The organism is Streptomyces sp. NBC_01476 (assembly GCF_036227265.1).
In the GTDB taxonomy this organism is placed as follows: domain Bacteria; phylum Actinomycetota; class Actinomycetes; order Streptomycetales; family Streptomycetaceae; genus Actinacidiphila.
This window is the reverse complement of record NZ_CP109446.1, coordinates 1,665,298-1,682,500: the sequence shown is the minus strand read 5'-3', so window position 1 is coordinate 1,682,500 and position 17,203 is coordinate 1,665,298. Positions and strand designations below refer to the sequence as shown.

Genomic DNA, 17,203 nt, shown 5'->3' with positions numbered 1-17,203 from the left:
TGGATGATCCTATGCTGTCGAGAAAAGCCTCTAGCGAGTTTCATGGCGGCCCGTACCCTAAACCGACTCAGGTGGTCTGGTAGAGAATACCGAGGCGTTCGGGTGAACTATGGTTAAGGAACTCGGCAAAATGCCCCCGTAACTTCGGGAGAAGGGGGGCCATTCCTGGTGATGGGATTTACTCCTTGAGCTGGGGGTGGCCGCAGAGACCAGCGAGAAGCGACTGTTTACTAAAAACACAGGTCCGTGCGAAGCCGTAAGGCGATGTATACGGACTGACGCCTGCCCGGTGCTGGAACGTTAAGGGGACCGGTTAGTCATGCTTTGGTGTGGCGAGGCTGAGAACTTAAGCGCCAGTAAACGGCGGTGGTAACTATAACCATCCTAAGGTAGCGAAATTCCTTGTCGGGTAAGTTCCGACCTGCACGAATGGCGTAACGACTTCTCGACTGTCTCAACCATAGGCCCGGTGAAATTGCACTACGAGTAAAGATGCTCGTTTCGCGCAGCAGGACGGAAAGACCCCGGGACCTTTACTATAGCTTGATATTGGTGTTCGGTTCGGCTTGTGTAGGATAGGTGGGAGACTGTGAACCAGTGGCGCCAGCCATTGGGGAGTCGTCGTTGAAATACCACTCTGGTCGTGCTGGATGTCTAACCTCGGTCCGTGATCCGGATCAGGGACAGTGTCTGGTGGGTAGTTTAACTGGGGCGGTTGCCTCCTAAAGGGTAACGGAGGCGCCCAAAGGTTCCCTCAGCCTGGTTGGCAATCAGGTGTTGAGTGTAAGTGCACAAGGGAGCTTGACTGTGAGACTGACGGGTCGAGCAGGTACGAAAGTAGGGACTAGTGATCCGGCGGTGGCTTGTGGAAGCGCCGTCGCTCAACGGATAAAAGGTACCCCGGGGATAACAGGCTGATCTTCCCCAAGAGTCCATATCGACGGGATGGTTTGGCACCTCGATGTCGGCTCGTCGCATCCTGGGGCTGGAGTCGGTCCCAAGGGTTGGGCTGTTCGCCCATTAAAGCGGTACGCGAGCTGGGTTTAGAACGTCGTGAGACAGTTCGGTCCCTATCCGCTGCGCGCGTTGGAGTCTTGAGAAGGGCTGTCCCTAGTACGAGAGGACCGGGACGGACGGACCTCTGGTGTGCCAGTTGTTCTGCCAAGGGCATGGCTGGTTGGCTACGTTCGGGAGGGATAACCGCTGAAAGCATCTAAGCGGGAAGCCTGCTTCGAGATGAGGGCTCCCACCCACGTGATGGGGTAAGGCTCCCAGGAGACGACTGGGTTGATAGGCCGGATGTGGAAGCCCTGTGAGGGGTGGAGCTGACCGGTACTAATAGGCCGAGGGCTTGTCCATGTATGCTCGCGTCCACTGTTTGGTTCCCGGGTTGCGAACAGTCGCACCGGTTGAACCAGTCACACAACTGAAAAGTGTGCTTGTTCGCTAGGACACTGTCGATATCCCGCTTCTGCGGGTTACCCGATAGCGTTTCGGTGGTCATAGCGTTAGGGAAACGCCCGGTTACATTCCGAACCCGGAAGCTAAGCCTTTCAGCGCCGATGGTACTGCAGGGGGGACCCTGTGGGAGAGTAGGACACCGCCGAACAATCTTTTTGGACCCTCGGTCCTGGCCTAAGCGCTGGGACCGGGGGTCCTTTTGTTTTCCCTCGAAGCGCGATCTCCTGGACGGTACGGGAGACTTGCACTACAGCAGCACGATCCGACAGGAGTCACGTCGATGTCCAACTCACCCGAAGAACGGCCCGAACGCCCTGGGCGTCGGGACTCGCGCGGCGGCGACAACCGCCGCGACGATCGGCGTGATGGCCGTCGTGACGACCGTCCCCGCGGCCCGCGTCGCGACGACGACCGCGGTGGCCCCCGGCGTGACGACCGTGGGGGCGCCGGCTTCCGCCGTGACGACCGCTCCGGTGGGGGTCCGCGTCGTGATGACCGGCCTGGTGGGTTCCGTCGTGACGACCGTCCCGGTGGGGACCGCCCGCGTTATGACCGCCCGGCCGGCGGCGACCGTCCGAGCGGCGGTGGTTTCCGCCGCGACGACCGCCCCAGTGGCGGGGGAGGCGGTTTCCGCCGTGACGACCGTCCCGGCGGTGACCGTCCGCGCGGTCCGCGCCGCGAGGACGACCGCGGTGGCCCGCGCAGGGACGACCGTCCCGGTGGTGGCGGTGGTTTCCGCCGTGATGACCGTTCCGGTGGCGGTGCTCCGCGTCGCGATGACCGGCCTGGTGGGTTCCGTCGTGACGACCGTCCCGGTGGGGACCGCCCGCGTTACGACCGCCCGCGCGACGATCAGCGCGGTGGTTTCCGTCGTGACGACCGCCCTCGTGATGACCGTCCTCGCGATGACCGCCCTCGCGATGACCGTCCGCGTTACGACCGGCCCAGGGACGATCGTCCCCGTGACGACCGTCGTGTCGACAGGCCCCGTTATGACCGTCCCCGCGACGACCAGCGCGCTGGCTTCCGTCGCGACGACCGCCCCGGTGGCGGGGGTGGCGGCTTCCGCGGTGACGATCGTCCCCGTGACGACCGTCGCGATGATCGCCCGCGCTATGACCGGCCCAGGGACGACCGTCCGCGTGACGACCGTCGTGACGACAGGCCCCGTTATGACCGTCCCCGCGACGATCGCCCGCGCTATGACCGGCCCAGGGACGACCGGCCGCGCGACGACCGCCGTGACGACAGGCCGCGCTACGACCGTCCCCGCGAGGACAGGCCGCGTGATGACCGTCCGCGTTACGAGCGGCCCAGGGACGATCGTCCCCGTGACGACCGTCGTGATGACCGTCCGCGTGGGCCGCGGCGGGACGACGACCGCGGCGGGCCGCGCCGCGACGACCGTGACTTCGGCGGCCGGCGCCCGGCCGTGCAGGGGCGTGGCCGGTTCGAGAACCGTGGCGGGCGGGACGAGCGCCGTGACGACCGGGAGCCGATCAGGCGGCTGCCGATCCCGGACGAGGTGACCGGCCAGGAGATCGACCCGAGCGTGCGGCAGGAGTTGATGAGCCTGCCCAAGACACTCGCCGACGACGTGGCGCGCAACCTCGTGATGGTGGCCCAACTGCTGGACGAGGACCCGGAACGGGCATACGCGTACTCGCGCGTCGCGCTGCGGCTGGCGTCGCGCGTGGCGGCCGTACGAGAGGCGGCGGGATTCGCCTCCTACGCCAGTGAGCGGTACGCCGAGGCGCTGGCGGAGTTCCGGGCGACCCGGCGGATGACCGGCACCGTCGACCTCTGGCCCGTGATGGCGGACTGCGAGCGTGGGCTCGGCCGGCCGGAGCGGGCGCTGGAGATGGCCGGTGCCCCCGAGGTGCAGAAGCTGGACAAGGCCGGCCAGGTGGAGATGCGGCTGGTCGCGGCAGGTGCCCGGCAGGACATGGGCCAGGCCGAGGCGGCCGTGGTCACCCTGCAGAGCTCCGAGCTGGCGGCCAACGCGATCCACCCCTGGACCGCGCGGCTGCGTTACGCCTACGCCGACGCCCTGCTCGCGGTCGGCCGGGAGTCCGAGGCCCGTGACTGGTTCGCCAAGGCACTGGAGGCCGACCACGACGGCACCACCGACGCGTCGGACCGGCTCGCCCAGCTCGACGGCCTGCAGTTCGTCGATGTCACCGATGACGTCGATGTCACCGACGACGCCGATGACGCCGACGAGACCGAGGACGACGAGGCGGTGACGGACGGAGCCACGACCCCGGCCGCCGCCGACGCCGTCGCAGCGGCGGACGACGCCGATGACGAAGACGATGAGGACATCGAGGACATCGAGGACATCGAGGACGATGAAGACGATGAGGACGACGAAGACGAGGACGACGACCTCGACGTCACGACCGACGACGTAGCCGCCAAGGCAGCCGAGGACGTCGCGGCCGATGACGAGGACGAGGAAGACGACGACAGCGAGGCCGAGGCGGCTGAATCCGCCGCCACGGCCGCCGAGACCGGCGTCCCCTCCTCCTTCCTCGCGCCCTTCCGTGAGCCCGCGCGGGACGACCGCGACGAGGACTGACCGGACCGCCTCGGCACAGGGGCGGGCATAACACCGCTGAGGGCGGCACCCCCGGATCCCGGGGGTGCCGCCCTCAGCGTTCTGCCGGGAGGAGCGCGACCGGCGCTCAGTCCAGGTCCAGGCTCCGGATGACCAGTCCGCCCGCCGGTTTCGGACCGAAGGAGGTGGACTTGCGGGGCATCATCACGCCGGCCCGGGCCAGTTCCATGACGACGTGCTCCCGTACCGGGTGCATCAGCACCGCGGTGCCGCCCTCTCGTTCGGCGAGTTCGACGGCCGCGGCGGTGTCGTGGATGTAGCGGATGTCGTCGGGGGAGTCGGGGATCTGCCAGACCCGGTCGAGCAGCAGGCTGTGCAGCACGGTCGCGTCAAGACCGCGCCACTGCTCGGGGCGGTCGTGCCGGACGGCGGACGCGAGCAGGTCGGGGTGCGGCCGGTCCAGCAGGTGGAAACCGTCGCCCGCCAGCAGGAACGCGTTGCCCTCGGCTGCCGCCTCGGCCAGGGCGGCGAGCGCGTGGTCCAGCGGGCGGGCCAGCGCCCTGACCCGGAAGGCACCCTGGGCCGCTTTGAGCGCGGTGTCCAGTCGCAGGCGCGGCAGGACACGGTGGATGGCCCGTACCCGCAGCGGGTAGTGGGCGGTGTCGACCAGCAGTACCAGGCCGTAGTCCCAGGGAGTGCCGGGCGGGTGGGCGGACTTGAGGAGGCGGTAGGTGGCCCAGCGGTGGTGGCCGTCGGCGATCAGGGCCTGCCGGGTGGCGAGGTCGGCCTGGACGGTGGCCACGTCGGCGGGGCCGGTCAGCGCCCACAACCGGTGCTGGACGCCGTCCTCGGTGGTGGTGGCGAGCAGCGGATCCCCGGTGGCCACCACGCGGTTGATGACCTGCGCGGTGGGGTCGCCGTCGCGGTAGGCGAGCAGCAGGGGTTCGAGGTTGGCGCGGGTGGCGCGCATCAGGGCGGCGCGGTCGGCGACCGGGCCGGGCATGACGTCCTCGTGCGGCAGGACGATGCCCTCTTCCGGTGCGGTGATGCGCAGCGCGCCGATGACGCCGCGCTGCAGGTGGTCGCCGTCGAGCTGCTCGTAGATGTAGAGCGCGGGTACCGGGTCGGCGGCGAGTACGCCCTGCTCCAGCCAGTCGGAGAGGGCGCGGGCGGCCTTGCGGTGCTGCTCGGCCGGGGTGGCGGCGTCGGGCAGGATGAGCCGGACCACGTTGTGCGGGTCGGCGAACTCCAGGTGCCGCTGGCCGTCGGGCCGGACCACGACGTCGTACGGCGGTGAGGTGACCGCGGCGAGGCTGCCGACGCGCTCCGGTACGTAGCGCAGGCCGCGGAAGGGCGCCAGTCGCAGACCCGGCTCGTGACCAGGACATGCGGGGCTTTCTGGACCGGTGATGCTCATCAGCGCATGCTACGTCCTGCGCCGGGCGGCGATGAGGGATGATCAGGCCATCGACACCACGACGAGGAGCGACCCCGCCATGACCCAGCGGACCCTGCCGGACAGCAGCGAACAAGCGCTCGACGCGGCCTACGACACGGCGCTGCTCGACCTCGACGGCGTGGTGTACGCCGGCGGGGACGCGATCGCGCACGCGGTGGAGTCGCTGGAGGCGGCGCGCGGGCAGGGGATGCGGCTGGCGTACGTCACCAACAATGCGGCGCGCACCCCGCAGACCGTCGCCGAGCACCTGACGCGGCTGGGTGTGCCGGCCGGGGCCGAGGACGTCATCACCTCCGCGCAGGCGGTGGCCCGGTTGATCGCCGACCAGGTGCCGGCCGGTGCGAAGGTGCTGGTGGTCGGCGGGGAAGGGCTGCTGGCGGCGGTACGTGAACGCGGGCTGGTGCCGGTGGACTCGGCGGAGGAGAAGCCGGCCGCCGCGGTGCAGGGGTACTCGCCGGACCTGCGGTGGTCGCAGTTGATGGAGATGGCGTACGCCGTCAATGGCGGGGTGCCGTGGTTCGCGTCCAACACCGATCTGACGATCCCCAGCGGGCGCGGGATCGCGCCGGGCAACGGCGCGGCGGTGGAGGTCGTACGGATCGCCACCGGGGGGAACCCGCAGGTCGCGGGGAAGCCACTGCCTCCCATGCACCGGGAGACGGTGATCAGGACCGGGGCGAAGCGGCCGCTGGTGGTGGGGGACCGGCTGGACACGGACATCGAAGGGGCGTACGCGGGGGGCGTCGACGCGCTGCTGGTGCTCACCGGGGTGACGACGGCCGCACAGCTGGTGGCGGCGGAGCCGAAGCACCGGCCGGCGTATGTGGCGGCGGACCTGCGCGGGTTGCTCGTCCCGCACCCCCGGGTCGAGGCGGCGGACACGGGTTTCACCTGCGGGGGGTGGACCGCTTCTGCCTCCTCCGACGCGCTGACGCTGGAGGGGCGGGGGGACGCGATCGACGGGCTGCGGGCGCTGTGCGGTGCGGCGTGGACCGCGGGCGGGGCGGGGTCGTGCGGGCTCGACGCCGGTCCCGCGCTGGCGCGCCTCGGCCTGTGAAGGGCCCCGCCCGCGGACCGGTGGCGGGAGGCCGGCGACCGGCGGACGGCCGTACGCCGGGCCGGCGATGACGCGCTGGACCGGTGGCCCCCGTCAGGCGGCGGCCTCCGCGGCGGCGGCCTCCAGCAGGTCGTCCTCGGTGGTGCCGCGGCGCCAGTAACCGCTGAAGGTGACGGCCGCGCGGGAGAAGCCGCGGTCGTTGACCAGGTGGCGGCGCTGGCCGCGGACGGTGGCGGCTTCGCCGGCCAGCCAGGCGTAGGGGGTGCCGGGCGGGAAGGCGGCGGTGGTGAGGTCGGCGGGGTCCCAGGAGATGCGGGCGTCGGCCTCGGTGGGGAGCGCGATGCGGTCGTCGGGGTGCGGGACGCCGATGAACGCGCGGACCGGGGTGCCCGGTGGGAGCGAGCCGAGGATCGCCGCGAGGGCGGGCAGCGCGGTCACGTCGGCGGTCAGCAGGATCCAGTCGGTGTCCTCGGGCGGGCGGAAGTCGACGCCGCCGTTGTCGGCGACGACGGGCGCGAGCAGGGAGAGGCGGTCGCCGGGCCGGGCGTGCTGGGCCCAGCGCGAGGCGGGCCCGAGGTCGCCGTGGAGGGCGAAGTCGATGTCCAGTTCGGGCGGGTCCTGGCGGACGGCGCGGACGGTGTAGGTGCGCATGATGCCGCGGACGTCCGGGTCGAGTTGGCGCCAGCGCGCGTACCAGTCGAGGTCGAGCACGTCCGGCAGCACCGGGGCGTCCTGGCCGGGGTGCGGGAGGAAGATCTTGAGCCGCTGGTCGAGGCCGCCGCTGACCACGCCGGCGATCTCCTGACCGCCGAGCACGACCCGCCGCAGCGTCGGCGAGACGTGCTCGACGCGGACCACCCGCGGATGGAAGAAGCCGTAAGGCATCTGCGACATGCCGTCAGCTCACCTTCTTCGCCGAGGTGATGGCCTGGGTGAGCACCTCGATCTGGGCGGCGCACTTGTCGTAGGAGAAGATCGGCTCGCTCGGCCAGCCCAGCACTTGTCCGGCCTTGACCGCCGGGAGCTGCGCCCAGGTGGGCTTGGCGGTCAGGTCCTTGGGCTGGAGGGTGGCGGTGCGGTTGTCCAGCATGACGACGTCGGCCTTGTACTTGTCGGCGGTCTCCCAGCTGAGGGTCTCGAAGAAGCCGCCCTCCACCTTGTCGGGGACGATGAAGTCGACGCCGAGGCTCTTGTAGTAGCTGAGGTCGCAGGCCGCGGCCGGGGTGGAGACGTAGAAGGAGTCGGCGCTCGCCGAGGAGGCGAGGACCTTGATGCCCGGGTGCGCCTTGACCGCGGCGCGCAGATCGGCGGACGCCTTCTCGAAGCGGGCCTTCTGGGCCGCGTTGGGGCCCGAGGACATGTCGGCGCCGAGCGAGCTGGCGAGTTCGGCGTACCGCTGGAGCGGGGTGGTCAGCGGGACTCCTGCGACGTTGATCCCGACACTGGGGGCCAGCGCCAGGATCTTCTTGGCGCTCTCGTCGGGGACGTACCAGAGCGTCGGCGCCTCGTACATGTGGCTGATCAGCAGGTCGGGGGAGAGGGCCGCGTACTTCTCGATGTTGAACTCGCCCCAGGTGTTGCCGATGACCGTCACCTTGTGGACGTCCACGCCGCCGGCCTGGGCGTCGGGGGAGCCGTTCTTGAGGGTGGTGGGGCCGAAGACGCCGGTGCACTCGATGCCGTAGTCGTGCAGGGCGGCCGCCGAGCCGATGTACGCGACGAGCTTGGCCGGCGTACTGCCCTTCTTCGCGGTCTGCTTGCGGTCGTCGGTGAACGACCAGGGGCCTCCCGGGGTCGTGGGTGCGGCGCCGGTCGTCGTACCGCCCTTGGCCGACCCGGCGCCGGAGTCCGGGGAGTCGGAACCGCAGGCGGCCAGGAGGGCTCCGAGACCGAGGGAGCCGCCGGCGGCGAGTACGCCACGACGCGAGATTCCGGGCATGGTTGCGAAACGGGGGGTATGCATAAACTGCCGCTCTGCTCGAAGGTGCACTAGCGAAGGTTAGGCTAACCTAATCCTCGTGTTGGTCGACCGTCACTCCCCTGCCGCCCCTTCGCTCCCGGCAGCGAAGGGTTCAGGACCGCCCGGCGGCAGCGTCTCCCGGGCGAACGCGAAACGAACGGCGGGACTGCTGCTGTCCGTTGGGCTCCTCGTCCTCGTCGCGCTGGCGAGCATCGGGCTGGGTGCGAAGGAGATCCCGCTCGACCAGGTGTGGCACGGCCTGTTCCACTACGCCGGCACCGACAACGATGTGGTGATCCGCCAGGTCCGGCTGCCGCGTACGCTGCTCGGCCTGCTGGTCGGCGCGGCCCTGGGCATCGCCGGCGCCGCCATGCAGGCGCTGACCCGCAACCCGCTGGCCGACCCCGGGCTGCTCGGGGTCAACGCCGGCGCCGCCGCCGCGGTGGTCACCGCGATCAGCTTCTTCGGGATCACCTCGGTCACCGGATATGTGTGGTTCGCGCTGGCCGGCGCCGCGATCGTCGCCACTCTCGTCTACGCCGTCGGCGGCAGCCGGGCCGCCACACCGGTCCGGCTGGCGCTGGCCGGCACCGCGGCGACCGCGCTGCTGCAGGGCTATACCAACGCGGTCGAACTCACCGACAACGCGGCCCTGGACCGGATGCGTTTCTGGCAGGTCGGCTCGCTCGCCGCCGCCGACATGGCCACCGTCCGGCATGTGGTGCTCTTCATAGCCGCCGGCACCGTACTGGCGCTCGCCTGTGCCCGGCCGCTCAACGCGGTGGCGCTCGGCGACGACACCGCCCGGGGTCTGGGTGCGCGGCTGGCCCGCACCCGGGTGGTGTGCATGCTCGCCATCACCCTGCTGTGCGGGGCGGCCACCGCCGCCTGCGGGCCGATCGTCTTCGTCGGCCTGATGGTGCCGCACGTGGTGCGCGGCATCACAGGACCCGACATGCGCTGGATCCTGCCGTACGCGGCGGTGCTCTCGCCGGTGCTGCTGCTCGGCGCCGACGTGGTGGGGCGGCTGGTCACCCGGCCCGCCGAACTCCAGGTCGGCATCGTCACCGCGGTGCTCGGCGGGCCCGTCTTCATCCTGCTGGTCCGGCGCCGAAGGATGGCCGAACTGTGAGCCCCGCCGTCAAGGACCGGGACCGCGCTCAGGCCGCCGCCGTCCACCGGACGTTCCCGGTACGCGTCGACCGGCGCACCCTGCTGGTCTCCGTGGTGCTGCTGGCCGTCGCGCTCGCGGTGTCGGTGGTGCTCATCGGCACCGGCGACTACCGCATCGGCCCGCTGGACGTGCTGCGCTCCCTCACCGGGAACGGCGACACGGGCCAGGAGTTCATCGTCCGCCAGCTGCGGCTGCCCCGGGTCGTGGTGGCGCTGCTGGTCGGCGCGGCGCTGGGGATGGCGGGCGCCGCCTTCCAGACCGTCTCCCGCAACCCGCTGGGCAGCCCCGACGTGGTGGGCTTCGGGCAGGGGTCGGCGGCCGGCGCGCTGATCGTCATCGTGCTGCTCAAGGGCTCGACGTTCGAGGTGTCGGCCGGCGCGGTGGCCGGCGGCCTGCTCACCGGGCTCGGCGTCTACCTGCTGGCATGGAAGCGTGGGGTGCACGGCTACCGGCTGGTGCTGGTCGGGATCGGCGCCTCCGCGGTGCTCGCCGCGGTCAACAGCTATCTGCTGGTCAAGGCGGACTTCGTGGACGCCGCCCGGGCGGTGGTCTGGATCACCGGGTCGCTCGACGGCCGTGACTGGGACCAGGTGTGGCCGCTGCTGATCCTCTGCGCGGTGCTGATGCCGGTGCTGCTGCTGCACAGCCGGGCGCTGCGGATCACCGAGATGGGGGACGACGCGGCAGCCGCGCTCGGCGTACGGGTGGAGCGCACCCGGCTGGTCACGGTGCTCGCCGCGGTCCTGCTCACCTCGGGGGCGACCGCCGCGGCCGGGCCGATCGCCTTCGTCGCGCTCACCGCGCCCCAGCTCGCCCGCCGGCTCACCCGCTCGCCGGGCGTCAGCCTGCTGCCGTCCGCCCTGATGGGCGCGGCCCTGCTGGTCATCGCCGATCTGGCCGCCCAGCGCGCCTTCGGCTCCGGGCAGGTGCCGGTCGGCGTGGCCACCGGAGTGCTCGGCGGCGGCTATCTGCTGTGGCTGCTGATCACCGAACGGAAGGCGGGCCGGATATGAGGACGGCGCCGGCCGCCCGGTCCCTTGCCGACACGACGACACGACGACACGACGACACAGCGACGGGCACCGCCCGCACCACGTGCCGCGACGACCCAGGAACCACGGGAGCACCGCATGACCCGCAGCGACAAGTCGACCGACGCACCGGAGAGCCGGCTGCGCGCCGAGACCGTCACCCTCGCCTACGACCAGCGGGTCATCGCCGAGGAGTTGTCGGTGGCGATACCCGACCGCTCGTTCACCGTCATCGTCGGCCCCAACGCGTGCGGCAAGTCGACACTGCTGCGGGCCCTGTCCCGGCTGCTCAAGCCGTCCCAGGGCCGGGTGCTGCTGGACGGCCACGCGATCGGCTCGCTGCCGGCCAAGGCGGTGGCGCGGACCCTGGGCCTGCTGCCGCAGAGTTCGGTGGCACCGGACGGCATCACCGTCGCCGGGCTGGTCTCCCGCGGCCGTTACCCGCACCAGGGGCTGCTGCGGCAGTGGTCGGCGGACGACGAGCGGATCGTCGACGAATCGATGACCGCCACCGGGGTGGCCGCACTCGCCGATCGCTATGTCGACGAACTCTCCGGCGGGCAGCGGCAACGCGTCTGGATCGCCATGGCGCTGGCCCAGCAGACCCCGCTGCTGCTGCTCGACGAGCCCACCACGTTCCTCGACATCCAGCACCAGATCGACGTACTCGACCTGTGCGCGCACCTCCACGAGGAGCGCGGCCGGACCCTGGTCGCCGTGCTGCACGACCTCAACCAGGCGGCCCGCTACGCCACCCATCTGATCGCCATGCGCGAGGGCCGGATCGAGGCGCAGGGCCCGCCCGCCGAGATCATCACCGCCGAACTGGTGGAGCGGGTCTTCGGGGTGCGCTGCCGCATCATCGAGGACCCGGAGAGCGGTACGCCGCTGGTGGTGCCGGCGGCGCGCCGGCCGTTCGGTGTCCCGACCGCACCGTCCGCACCGTCTGCACCGTCCGCACTGGCTGCACCGTCGGACCCGGCGGGCGCTACAGCAGCGAACGCAGCCGCAGCACGTCCCGCAGGCTCGCCTGCACCCTGACGCGCCCGCCGGCCCACGCCCGGGCGAAGTTCAACTCGCCGCCGACCAGGGCCACCAGATCGTCGCCCTTCATCGACAGCCGGATCTGCGCCTTGTCGGCGGGTGTGCCGGACACGGTGGTCACCTGCGTGATCCGGCCGTCGCTGAGCCGGCCCACGAACGTGGTGTCGAGATCGGTGATCCGGCAGCTCAGCGACCGGTCCAGCGCCGCCGCGGCACGCAGTTGCCCGTCCGCCTCCGCGAGGTTCAGGGACAGTTCGTCGAGCGCGGCGCGGCACTCCTCGATGGTGGCCATCGGTGCGTTCTCCCCCGGGTCTCCTCATCGGGTGATGCGTCCGGATGACCGTACCGCAGGTGCGCTGAGCGGGGCCGGGCGGCTGGAGGCGGTAGCGTCGTGACCACATGTGTCAACGGCAAGGCGAGGAGTGAGAGCGATGAGGGACGCGCTGCGTACCTGTCTGCAGATCGCGGGCGGCCTGACCGAGGCCACCCGCCGCCGTACGGTCGACGCCGCCAGGGACCTGCTCGGTCAGGCCGGAATCGACGTCGGCGCCGTCCAGCAGCGGATCGGCGACGCCATTCCGACCGAGGTGCAGACCCTCGCCGACGAGCTGATGGCGTCCGGCCGCGCCAACCGCGACCTGCTGCTCGGGCTGATCCGTGAAGAGGTCGACAAGGGAATGAGCCGGGTCGGGCGCCTTGCCGACGAGGTGACCAAGGTCGGCGTCGTGCTGGAGACGCTGGAGCGGCGCATCCACGACCTGGAGCGGCCCTCCGCCCCGGCCGCCAAGCCGGAGCGGAAGCCGAAGGGTCCGTCCTCGTCGCCCACGGTCGAGCACGTCACCGTCGAGCCCGAGCCGGGCCAGGCCGCCGCGAAGCCGGCCCGTACCACCAGGAAGCCGGCGTCCACGGTCCGTCCGGCGGCGCCCGCCGGTGAGCCGCCGGCCGCCCCGGCGCCCTCGGCCGCTGCGGCGAAGAAGGCCGCGGCGAGCCGTAAGACCGCGGCCAGGAAGGCGGCCACCACCCGGAAGGCCGCCGCGTCCGACGCGGCTTCCGGCACGACCAGGACCACGGTCGCGGCGAAGAAGTCGGCCCCGGCGAAGAAGACGGCCAAGAAGGCCGCGCCGGCCAAGAAAGCCCAGGCCGCGAAGAAGGCCGCACCCGCGGGGGAGACCACGGCCGCGAAGAAGGCCACTCCGGCCAAGGAGGCCGCCGCCGCGAAGACCGCGGCTACGAAGAAGGCGACTCCGGCGAAGAAGGCCGCCCCCGCCAAGGAGGCAGCCCCCGCGAAGAAGGCTCCCGCCAAGAAGGCGACGGCCACCAGGGCCACCGCGGCCGAGACCATCGCCGCGGGGACCACCCCGGCCCGCACCGCGCCGGCCCCCACCGCGCCCGCCAAGAGCGCGACCAGGGCCACGGCCAAGAAGGCGACCGCGGCCCAGAAGACCGCGAACCCCAGGCGCACCACGACCTCGGGCGCTGCGGCGAAGAAGGCCCCGGCGAGGAAGGCACCCGGCCCCCAGCCGTCCTCCGGAGCGTCCGGATCCACCGATGAGTGAGCCGGCCGGCATCGGAGAACGGCCGTACGGCGAAGCCCCCGTGGAAGCCCCCGGTGCCGCGCCCGACATGGCCGAAAGCGGGGCCCCGGAGCTGGCCGGGCCGCAGCCGCTGGGAGTCGTCGTCGCGGCCACGGGGAATGCTGACGTCGACACCGCGGTTGTCCGGCTCGGTGACGCCGACGAGTTGCCGACGCAGGCGCACATCGAGGTGTACGAGGATGTGCACCGCGGATTGCGGGACGCACTCGCCGCGCTGGACGAGAACAGGGGCTGAAACGTACGTGGCACGACGCCGACTCGACGCTGAGCTGGTGCGCCGGAACCTCGCGCGCTCCCGGGAGCACGCGACCCAGCTGATCGCCGCCGGGCGGGTGACTGTCGGCGGTGCCACCGCGACCAAGTCGGCCACCCAGGTGGAGACCAGCGCCGCCGTGGTGGTCGCCAAGGACGGCTCGGAACCGGAGTACGTATCGCGCGGCGGGCACAAACTCGCCGGTGCGCTCGCCGTGTTCACCCCGCTCGGGCTGGCCGTCGAAGGCCGCCGGGCGCTGGACGCCGGCGCCTCCACCGGCGGCTTCACCGACGTGCTGCTGCGGGCCGGCGTCGCCGAGGTGGTCGCCGTGGACGTCGGCTACGGGCAGCTCGCCTGGTCGCTGCAGAGCGACGACCGGGTCACGGTGAAGGACCGTACGAATGTGCGCGAGCTGACGCTCGACATGATCGACGGCCGCCCGGTCGACCTGGTGGTCGGCGACCTCTCCTTCATCCCGCTCGGCGTGGTGCTGCCCGCGCTGGTCCGCTGCGCCGCGCCCGGCGCGGACCTGGTGCTGATGGTGAAACCGCAGTTCGAGGTGGGCAAGGAGCGGCTGGGCAGCGGCGGTGTGGTCCGCAGCAGCGCGCTGCGGGCCGAGAGCGTACGCAAGGTCGCCGAACAGGCGGCAGGACTCGGGCTCGGCGCGCTCGGCGTGACCGCCAGCCCGCTGCCCGGCCCGTCCGGGAATGTGGAGTACTTTCTGTGGCTGCGGACCGGGGCGCCCGCGCTGGACCCGGCCGATGTCGACCGTGCTGTGGCGGAGGGGCCCCGTTGACCATGTCGTCCGAGTCTTCACAGTCTTCACAGACTTCGCAGTCTTCGCTGTCTTCAGAGGTGACCGCGGCGTCACCGGCTGCCGCCCCGGCGCCGCACGCTCCCCATCAGGACCGCACCGTCTTCCTGCTCGCCCACACCGGGCGCGAGGCAGCCGTCCGCAGCGCCGAGCGGGTGGTGCACGGTCTGCTGGCCAGCGGCATCGGCGTACGGCTGCTGGGGAACGAGGCCGCCGACCTGGAGCTGCCGCCGAGCGTGGAACTGGTCGGCGAGATCGGCCCCGGCTCGGTCCGGGGCTGCGAACTGATCATCGTGCTGGGCGGCGACGGCACCCTGCTGCGGGCCGCCGAGTTCGCCCGCGCCTCCGGGGTGCCGATGCTCGGCGTCAACCTCGGCCGGGTCGGCTTCCTCGCCGAGGCCGAACGCGACGACCTCGACAAGGTCGTGGACCGGGTGGTCACCCGCGAGTACGAGGTCGAGGAGCGGATGACTCTCGATGTGCTGGTCCGCAACGGCGGCCGCGTCGTGCACACCGACTGGGCGATGAACGAGGCATCGGTGGAGAAGGCGTCCCGCGAGCGGATGCTGGAGGTCGTCACCGAGGTCGACGGCCGCCCGGTCTCCCGGTTCGGCGGCGACGGCGTGGTCTGCGCGACCCCCACCGGCTCCACCGCGTACGCCTTCTCGGCCGGCGGGCCGGTGGTCTGGCCCGAGGTCGAGGCGCTGCTGATGGTACCGATCAGCGCCCACGCGCTCTTCGCCCGGCCACTGGTCACCTCGCCGCGCTCGGTACTCGCCGTCGAGGTGCAGCCCGAGACGCCGCACGGCGTGCTGTGGTGCGACGGCCGCAGGACCGTACCGCTGCCGGCCGGCGCCCGGGTGGAAGTACGGCGCGGGGCGGTGCCGGTACGGCTGGCCCGGCTGCACCACGCGTCCTTCACCGACCGCCTGGTGGCGAAGTTCGCGCTGCCCGTCGCGGGCTGGCGGGGCGCCCCGCAGTGAACCTCACGGACCGGTAGGGGGGCCGTCCGTCGCGCGGCGGGTGGCAAACCTCGTATGGTCGTATCCGTGTTGGAGGAAATGCGGATTCGGTCGCTGGGTGTCATCGAGGACGCCGTGGTGGAACTCTCGCCCGGCTTCACCGCGGTCACCGGCGAGACCGGCGCGGGCAAGACCATGGTCGTCACCAGTCTCGGCCTGCTGCTCGGCGGCCGGGCCGACCCGGCGCTGGTGCGGATCGGCGCCAAGCAGGCGCTGGTCGAGGGCCGGCTGACAATGGACCCCGAGGCCCGGGCCGCGGTCCGGGCCGAAGAGGCGGGGGCCGAGCTGGACGGCGGCGAACTGCTGATCAGCCGCACGGTGTCGGCCGAAGGCCGGTCCCGGGCCCACGTCGGCGGCCGTACGGTCCCGGTCGGGCTGCTCGGCGAACTCGCCGACGACCTGGTCGCGGTGCACGGCCAGACCGACCAGCAGGGCCTGCTCCGGCCGGCCCGGCAGCGGGAAGCCCTCGACCGGTACGCGGGCGACGCGGTCGCCGTACCGCTGGCCAAGTACGGGCACGCCTACCGGCGGCTGCGGGAGATCTCGGCCGAACTGGACGAACTCACCACCCGGGCCAGGGAACGCGCCCAGGAGGCCGACCTGCTGCGCTTCGGCATAGAGGAGGTCTCCGCGGCCGAGCCCCTGCCGGGTGAGGACGCGGAGCTCTCCGCCGAAGCCGAACGGCTCGGGCACGCCGAGGCCCTCGCCTCCGCCGCCACCATCGCGCACGCCGCGCTGGCCGGGAACCCCGAGGACCCCGAGGGCGTCGACGCCACCACCCTGGTGGCCGGGGCGCAGCGGGCACTGGACGCGGTGAGCGGGCACGACCCGGTGCTCTCGGCGCTGGGCGCCCGCCTCGGCGAGATCGGCATCCTGCTCGGCGACGTCGCAGGGGAACTGGCCGGATACGCCGACAACCTGGACGCGGACCCGCTGCGGCTCGCGGCGGTCGAGGAGCGCCGGTCGGTCCTGGCCCACCTGGTACGCAAGTACGGCGAGGACATCGACAGCGTGGTGGCCTGGGCCGCGCAGAGCGCCGCCCGGCTCGCCGAACTCGAGGGCGACGACGACCGGATCGCCGAACTCACCGCAGAACGCGACGCGCTGCGGGCCGAGCTGAGCGGGCTGGCGCAGGCGCTGACCGACGCGCGCGAGGAGGCGGCGGACCGCTTCGCGGCCGCGGTCACCGCGGAACTCGCGGAGCTGGCGATGCCGCATGCGCGGGTCACGGTGGCCATCGGGCAGACGGAGGCGGCGGACCCGGCGGCCGGCGTGGACGTCGGCGGGCGGGCGGTGGTCTACGGTCCGAACGGGGTGGACGAGGTCGAGCTGCTGCTCGCACCGCACCCCGGCTCACCGGCCAGGCCGATCGCCAAGGGGGCGTCCGGCGGTGAGCTCTCCCGGGTCATGCTGGCGGTGGAGGTGGTCTTCGCCGGGTCCGATCCGGTGCCGACGTACCTCTTCGACGAAGTGGACGCCGGGGTCGGCGGCAAGGCGGCGGTCGAGGTGGGGCGGCGGCTGGCCCGGCTGGCCCGTACCGCGCAGGTGATCGTGGTCACGCATCTGCCGCAGGTGGCGGCTTTCGCGGACCGGCAGCTGCTGGTCGAGAAGACCAACGACGGGTCCGTGACGCGCAGCGGGGTCACCGTGCTCGAAGGTGAGGCGCGGGTGCGGGAGCTCTCGCGGATGCTGGCCGGTCTGGAGGACTCCGAACTGGGCCGCGCCCACGCCGAAGAGCTCCTGGCCGCTGCCAAGGCCGCCCGCTGACCGCGC

14 protein-coding genes, 2 rRNA genes and 1 pseudogene (1 of these 17 cut by a window edge) are annotated in these 17,203 nt (G+C 71.8%); 13 read left to right on the top strand and 4 right to left on the bottom strand.

The window, feature by feature from the left end:
• The 4 genes and pseudogenes from OG552_RS07355 to OG552_RS07340 form a co-directional block, all read left to right on the top strand.
• A 23S ribosomal RNA gene (locus tag OG552_RS07355) occupies positions 1-1,359 on the top strand; it begins 1,767 nt to the left of the window's first position.
• Positions 1,360-1,492: 133 nt separating this feature from the next.
• Positions 1,493-1,609 (top strand): 5S ribosomal RNA (gene rrf, locus OG552_RS07350).
• A 153-nt stretch (positions 1,610-1,762) separates the two neighbouring features.
• Positions 1,763-2,404 (top strand): annotated as a pseudogene (locus tag OG552_RS36395) (hypothetical protein); the annotation flags it as partial.
• Positions 2,405-3,013: 609 nt separating this feature from the next.
• On the top strand, positions 3,014-4,042 hold the full coding sequence (locus tag OG552_RS07340; RefSeq protein ID WP_329130461.1) for a hypothetical protein: 1,029 nt from the start codon (positions 3,014-3,016) through the stop codon (positions 4,040-4,042).
• A gap of 106 nt (positions 4,043-4,148) precedes the next feature.
• On the opposite strand, the gene OG552_RS07335 is transcribed toward OG552_RS07340, so the two are convergent.
• Entirely contained in the window at positions 4,149-5,438 is a 1,290-nt protein-coding gene (locus OG552_RS07335; RefSeq protein ID WP_329130459.1) for a DUF1015 domain-containing protein, read from the bottom strand.
• 79 nt (positions 5,439-5,517) lie between these two features.
• Here OG552_RS07335 and OG552_RS07330 point away from each other — a divergent pair, with 79 nt between their 5' ends.
• Entirely contained in the window at positions 5,518-6,537 is a 1,020-nt protein-coding gene (locus OG552_RS07330) for an HAD-IIA family hydrolase (protein ID WP_329140622.1), read from the top strand.
• Between the two features lie 93 nt (positions 6,538-6,630).
• On the opposite strand, the gene OG552_RS07325 is transcribed toward OG552_RS07330, so the two are convergent.
• Positions 6,631-7,431: a siderophore-interacting protein gene (locus tag OG552_RS07325; RefSeq protein ID WP_329130457.1), complete on the bottom strand. Its 801-nt coding sequence runs from the start codon at positions 7,429-7,431 to the stop codon at positions 6,631-6,633.
• Between the two features lie 4 nt (positions 7,432-7,435).
• Entirely contained in the window at positions 7,436-8,476 is a 1,041-nt protein-coding gene (locus OG552_RS07320; protein ID WP_329130455.1) for an ABC transporter substrate-binding protein, read from the bottom strand.
• Positions 8,477-8,555: 79 nt separating this feature from the next.
• Here OG552_RS07320 and OG552_RS07315 point away from each other — a divergent pair, with 79 nt between their 5' ends.
• The 3 genes from OG552_RS07315 (at position 8,556) to OG552_RS07305 (ending at position 11,743) form a co-directional block, all read left to right on the top strand.
• Positions 8,556-9,629 carry a FecCD family ABC transporter permease gene (locus OG552_RS07315; RefSeq protein ID WP_443070883.1) on the top strand — a complete coding sequence of 358 codons (1,074 nt, stop codon included), beginning with the start codon at positions 8,556-8,558 and terminating at the stop codon, positions 9,627-9,629.
• Positions 9,626-10,684 carry a FecCD family ABC transporter permease gene (locus OG552_RS07310; protein ID WP_329130453.1) on the top strand — a complete coding sequence of 353 codons (1,059 nt, stop codon included), beginning with the start codon at positions 9,626-9,628 and terminating at the stop codon, positions 10,682-10,684. Before OG552_RS07315 ends, OG552_RS07310 begins: the two co-directional genes overlap by 4 nt.
• Positions 10,685-10,801: 117 nt before the next feature.
• Positions 10,802-11,743, top strand: a complete 942-nt coding sequence (locus OG552_RS07305) for an ABC transporter ATP-binding protein (protein WP_329130451.1) — start codon at positions 10,802-10,804, stop codon at positions 11,741-11,743.
• Here the strand turns inward: OG552_RS07305 and OG552_RS07300 are convergent.
• Positions 11,691-12,038, bottom strand: coding sequence for an SCP2 sterol-binding domain-containing protein (locus OG552_RS07300; protein WP_329130449.1), 348 nt, complete (start codon positions 12,036-12,038; stop codon positions 11,691-11,693). The two genes, OG552_RS07305 and OG552_RS07300, sit on opposite strands and share 53 nt — an antisense overlap.
• A gap of 139 nt (positions 12,039-12,177) precedes the next feature.
• Between OG552_RS07300 and OG552_RS07295 the strand changes: the two genes are divergently transcribed.
• The 5 genes from OG552_RS07295 to recN are packed head-to-tail and all read left to right on the top strand — an operon-like array spanning position 12,178 to position 17,197.
• Positions 12,178-13,302, top strand: coding sequence for a histone (locus OG552_RS07295; protein WP_329130447.1), 1,125 nt, complete (start codon positions 12,178-12,180; stop codon positions 13,300-13,302).
• Positions 13,295-13,576 (top strand): hypothetical protein, encoded by a 282-nt coding sequence (locus OG552_RS07290; RefSeq protein WP_329130446.1) that lies wholly within the window; start codon positions 13,295-13,297, stop codon positions 13,574-13,576. The genes OG552_RS07295 and OG552_RS07290 overlap by 8 nt, the downstream gene beginning before the upstream one ends.
• 7 nt (positions 13,577-13,583) lie before the next feature.
• Positions 13,584-14,390, top strand: coding sequence for a TlyA family RNA methyltransferase (locus tag OG552_RS07285; RefSeq protein ID WP_329130444.1), 807 nt, complete (start codon positions 13,584-13,586; stop codon positions 14,388-14,390).
• A gap of 59 nt (positions 14,391-14,449) precedes the next feature.
• On the top strand, positions 14,450-15,391 hold the full coding sequence (locus OG552_RS07280; RefSeq protein ID WP_329130442.1) for an NAD kinase: 942 nt from the start codon (positions 14,450-14,452) through the stop codon (positions 15,389-15,391).
• Positions 15,392-15,445: 54 nt separating this feature from the next.
• Entirely contained in the window at positions 15,446-17,197 is a 1,752-nt protein-coding gene (gene recN / locus OG552_RS07275; protein ID WP_329130440.1) for a DNA repair protein RecN, read from the top strand.
• The last annotated feature ends 6 nt before the right edge of the window (positions 17,198-17,203 follow it).